Source organism: Flavobacterium branchiophilum NBRC 15030 = ATCC 35035 (genome assembly GCF_002217205.1).
Taxonomy (GTDB): Bacteria; Bacteroidota; Bacteroidia; order Flavobacteriales; family Flavobacteriaceae; genus Flavobacterium; species Flavobacterium branchiophilum.
In genome coordinates this window covers 22,931-27,846 of sequence record NZ_MUGT01000044.1, presented here as the reverse complement: position 1 = coordinate 27,846, position 4,916 = coordinate 22,931, and the positions used below count along the sequence as shown (strand labels likewise).

At 30.6% G+C, this 4,916-nt stretch carries 4 protein-coding genes; all 4 read left to right on the top strand.

Annotation, left to right across the window (positions count from 1 at the left end; genetic code table 11):
* Positions 1-369: 369 nt before the first annotated feature.
* The 4 genes from B0A58_RS05985 to B0A58_RS05970 all read left to right on the top strand — a co-directional run bounded on the left by B0A58_RS05985 (position 370) and on the right by B0A58_RS05970 (position 4,544).
* Positions 370-891 carry a hypothetical protein gene (locus B0A58_RS05985; RefSeq protein WP_089080282.1) on the top strand — a complete coding sequence of 174 codons (522 nt, stop codon included), beginning with the start codon at positions 370-372 and terminating at the stop codon, positions 889-891.
* An 88-nt stretch (positions 892-979) separates the two neighbouring features.
* Positions 980-2,029, top strand: coding sequence for a Ppx/GppA phosphatase family protein (locus B0A58_RS05980; protein ID WP_165766301.1), 1,050 nt, complete (start codon positions 980-982; stop codon positions 2,027-2,029).
* A gap of 70 nt (positions 2,030-2,099) precedes the next feature.
* Positions 2,100-3,176: a Ppx/GppA phosphatase family protein gene (locus B0A58_RS05975; protein ID WP_089080280.1), complete on the top strand. Its 1,077-nt coding sequence runs from the start codon at positions 2,100-2,102 to the stop codon at positions 3,174-3,176.
* A gap of 21 nt (positions 3,177-3,197) precedes the next feature.
* Positions 3,198-4,544, top strand: a complete 1,347-nt coding sequence (locus tag B0A58_RS05970; RefSeq protein WP_089080279.1) for an FAD-dependent oxidoreductase — start codon at positions 3,198-3,200, stop codon at positions 4,542-4,544.
* Positions 4,545-4,916: the final 372 nt, after the last annotated feature.

Genomic DNA, 4,916 nt, shown 5'->3' with positions numbered 1-4,916 from the left:
ACCAAATTTTTCTATTTTATCGTACTTTGGTTTCACAATTTGTGTTCCTTTGCTATCAATAACACCAAACAAACCATTTTTTTCTGTAATAAAATAGTTTGATTGGGCCAACGCTAAATTTGCTATCAATAGCATGGTTAGTTGCGTAATTTTTTTCATAATTATAAAACGTGTTTTAATTTTTAGTCTTTACAAAAATAGCATTTTTATTTAATTTATGAAAAATAAAAAAAAAGAAATTAAATTTAAAAAAATATGTTAAAACTATTTTATTTTATTAAGTTTGTGTTTCTAAAAAAACACTTTTTTAATAAAAAAAGTGATGTGTTTTAGTTAAAAATATTTATAATCAATAAAAAATGGGAACTTATGAAAAATTATGACACTTTATATGCTAAAGCATTGGTTTTTATAACATTAATTGGTTTGATTTCGTGCAAGGATAAAGAAAATGCAAGTGTCCAACCCGAAGATACGCTAGCTAAAAACAATCTTTCTGAACAATATATAGACGGAGCAAGAGAAACAACATTGACAACAGACACGATGGTAAATGAAAAAGTTTTGCTTAATTTAGAACAAGACCAATCGGAATTGACAATTGACAGTAATGATATGCAAAAAAATAAAATTTACAAGAAAAAAAATAAGATTGCGAATTTAAAACCTATTAAAGACGAGGTTGTAAAGTCTAATGTTGAAAAAAAGAGTACCATTGCAGAGACTGAAAAAATGGTTGATAAACAACCGCTAAAAAATACAACTGCCGAAAAAAGTATTGAAAAAGACGTAAACATTAACGAAACAGAAAAAAAAGTACCAGAAGAAAAAGAAACTAAAAAAACAAAAAGTAGAAACGGAAAATACAATAACATAATTCCTAATTACTAAATCAAAATTAATTTGAAAATAGCCCCAAATTTCAAAATAACGAAACCTACAAACCCAACAAAAACTTTAAACATAAATGAATTTTAAAATGAAAAAAAAACACCTATTCGTTGTATTGTTTTTCCTTGGTAGTATGCTCACATGGGGGCAAGACGTGTATGGAGGCATAGAAATTGGAGGAAAAGGCATCAAAGTATCTGTAATAAAAATTGAGGATTTGCAAATTGGACAGTTTGAAATAATCAAGACCTGGACAAGAAATACCAATATTATAAAAAATATTGATGCTGAAGGTAATTTTACTCAAAAAGATATAGATGAAACCAGTTATATTGTTTTTGATTTGATAGAAGCTATGAAAAAAGATTTTAGCATAGCAGCAAAAAACATTTTTGTAATAGCCTCGTCTAGTGTTGGGGTTGCAAAGAACAAGCAAGATTTAATCAATAAAATCAATACCTTAACAACTCGAAATATTGATTTTATATCATCGGATTTAGAGTCGAAAATGATTATAAAAGGAGCTATTCCACAAAAAGAATATACCAATTCCTTAATATTAGACATTGGCAGTGGCAGTGTAAAAGGGGGAATTGTTAATGTAGAAAAGAACAATACATTTTCGTTTATGCCATTGGGAATGAAATTTGGCACCACTACACTAACCGAACGCATCAGAAAAATAAGTGGCAATAGTACATTTGGAATTGTAGATGAGACAAACAAGTTTAAAGACACGCTCAATCAAGCCATTAAAACGATGTATAATAAAAACCCTACTTCAAAATCTAAATCTAATGTATATTTACTTGGTGGATCTGTATGGGCCTTTATTACTTTATCCAAACCCTATTCAAACGAAGATTATGAAATGTTTACATATTCTGATTTGACACAATATCATAAAGAAATTATGGATAATTATGACAAATATGTAAAAAGAAGTTTTGTAAGTACCGAATACGAAAGGGTTTTAAAAACATTTCCAAGAGAAACCATTATAGCTGGGAGTACAATCATCAATCAACTGGTATCCAATTTAGAAAATCCAGAATCTAAAAATTATTATTTTGTAAGACAAGGTCAAATAGCTTGGCTGCTGTCCTATATTGTAGATTCGGCACGGAAGAGCAAATAAGCAAAGTTGCCCATTATTTTCAATTGATGGTTTTTTTCTATTTATTATCTATCCAAAAAGGCTTTTTTATATGAGTTTCACAAAAAAAACAACATTTTTATTTATATTTTTCATCAATTTCATTTGTATCAATACTATTATTTCCCAAAATTTATATGGTGGTATCGAAATTGGAGGCAAAGGCATTAAAATTACAGTAATGGACATACACAATGCTAAAAAAAACCTGTTTGATATCAAAGAATTTTGGACAGAAAATACAGCTTTAGCAAGAGGTATAGCTATAGATGGTAATTTGCATCTTGATGATTTAGAAAATACGTATCAAGTTATCCAACAAAATTTCAATAAATTACAAGACACGCACCATGTAAGCAAAGAAAAGATTTACATCATCATTTCATCAGGAGTTGGTATGGCCAAAAATGTTAGTGTTTTGGTTGATAAAATCAAAGAATTAACTCAAAAAAATGCTGAAGTGATCAATTCAGAACTCGAAGCCCGATTGTTGGTTAAGGGAGGCATACCCGCAAACAGGTATTTAAATTCATTGATATTAGATATTGGTGGAGGTAATACAAAAGGAGGTTATATTGGATTATATAATGAAGAAAATTTTGTTTTAATGCCATTGAGTATGAATTATGCTACAGTTACATTTACAGAAAAAATTAAAAAACACAGTTCATCAGATTCTTTTGAAGATTTTTTAAAAACCAGCTATCAATTTCAGGATACTTTAAAAAAAGAAATCAACAAAATGTATGACATGAGAGAAGGTACACGAACCAAAAAAAATGTTTACCTTTCTGGTGGTGCCGTTTGGGCTTTTGCTACTTTGACAGCTACTGCCCCCATAGAAAATTTTCATAAAATTACTTTAGAAGAAGTATCAAAACACCAGTTGGATTTGATTGGAAATTTTACAAAATTTGAAACATTATCCAAAACCAATCCAGAAATTGAAAAAGTATTAAATACCTACTCTCAAAGGCATTTGATTACTGCAAATAACATATTATTATCGGCCATTCAAAATTTAGATGAGCCAAAGGACAAAAAAATATATTTTGTAAAACAAGGTCAAATTGCTTGGCTTATGGCTTATATTTTAGAATCTGCCAAAGATTCTAAAACCATATATTAGCCCAAATAAAAACAAAAACTCATGCAAGAAACCAAAAAAATAGCCATTGTAGGTTCGGGATTAGTTGGGTCTTTATTAGGAATTTACCTTCGGAAAGCAGGCCATACCGTGCACATTTTTGATAGAAGTCCAGATATTAGATCAATCAATTTTTCTGGAAGGTCTATCAATTTGGCAATGTCAAACAGAGGCTGGAAAGCATTGGACGAAGCAGGAATTGGAGCAGATATTAGAAAAATTGCCATTCCACTTGCCAAGCGGGCTATACATATTGGAACTCAAATAAGCAATCAATTTTATGGCAAAGATGGCGAGTGCATTTATTCTATTTCGAGAGGGGTTTTAAATAAAAAAATGATTGATTTGGCTGAAAATGCTGGAGTTACTTTTTTCTTTGAACATAAAGTTTGGGATATAACTTTGTCTGAAGCTACCTTGCATGTAGGCGAATCAGAACATGAAGCTTGGACAGATTTAAAATATGATATGGTATTTGGAGCAGATGGTGCTTTTTCCAGAATCAGACATCGCATGCAACGACAAAACAGGTTCAATTACTCGCAAGAATTTTTAGATATTGGTTACAAAGAATTAAATATTCCTGCCAATAGCGATGGTAGCTATAAATTAGACCAACATGCACTTCATATTTGGCCCAGAGGACAATACATGCTTATTGCATTGCCTAATTTAGATGGAAGTTTTACATGTACGCTTTTTATGCCCTTTGAGGGCAAAAACTCTTTGGAATCCTTGCAAAGCAAGCAAGAAGTAGAAGATTTTTTTAAAGAAAATTTACCCGATACCGTTGATATTATTCCAAATTTAGTAGAAGATTTTTTTAAAAATCCTACCAGTACACTCGTAACGATGAAATGTTATCCATGGACATTTGAAAACAAAGTGGCACTTATTGGCGATGCAGCACATGCCATTGTACCTTTTTATGGTCAGGGAATGAATGCAGGTTTTGAAGATATTACGGTTTTATATGACATGATTCAACAACACCCAAACGATTGGTCGGCTATATTTATGGAATATCAAAAATCACGTAAACCAAATGCAGATGCCATTGCGGAATTGTCTTTTAGAAATTTTGTAGAAATGAGCACCAAAACTGCTGATACCACTTTTATATTGCAAAAAAAAATTGAAAAACATTTCTCTGAAAAACATCCAGACAAATGGGCACCACTTTATAGCAGAGTTACTTTTAGCCACAGACCTTATAGTGAAGCATTGGCACAAGGCGAGGCTCAAGACAAAATCATGCAAAAAATATTAGCAATAGATGGCATAAACGAACTTTGGAACAGTACTTTTGTTGAAAACGAAATCCTCAAATTACTAGAATGCAATGGCTAAACCCTAAATAAAACAGCAAATTAACATCAACATATCTTGGGCGTTATCACAAAGGTCGGGTTGTCCGTTGCAAACAACGTTCATTGAACTCCAAAAGAAATATAATTCTGTGAAATAATTTTTATTGATTACCACATTCAGAAACTATATTTGTGCAATACAACATCCCTATTTGGGGCTGGAGGGGGGTTCTAAAGGATTTCCACTACTATTCCTAACGCAAAATACGGTAAATAATAGCATTTAGTTAATACAAGCAACTATAAATATTACACTTAAATATATTTGGCTTATAAAAAACTACTTTTTTTTATTTTTATAAAAAAAATAATATTTATTTTTACCCAAAACAATTCTTATACCAAATATATT

Excerpts from the sequence above, each read along its gene's own strand:
- B0A58_RS05980 (WP_165766301.1), top strand. The coding sequence starts at position 980 with ATGAAAAAAAAACACCTATTCGTTGTATTGTTTTTCCTTGGTAGTATG.
- B0A58_RS05985 (WP_089080282.1), top strand. The coding sequence starts at position 370 with ATGAAAAATTATGACACTTTATATGCTAAAGCATTGGTTTTTATAACA.
- B0A58_RS05970 (WP_089080279.1), top strand. The coding sequence starts at position 3,198 with ATGCAAGAAACCAAAAAAATAGCCATTGTAGGTTCGGGATTAGTTGGG.
- B0A58_RS05975 (WP_089080280.1), top strand. The coding sequence starts at position 2,100 with ATGAGTTTCACAAAAAAAACAACATTTTTATTTATATTTTTCATCAAT.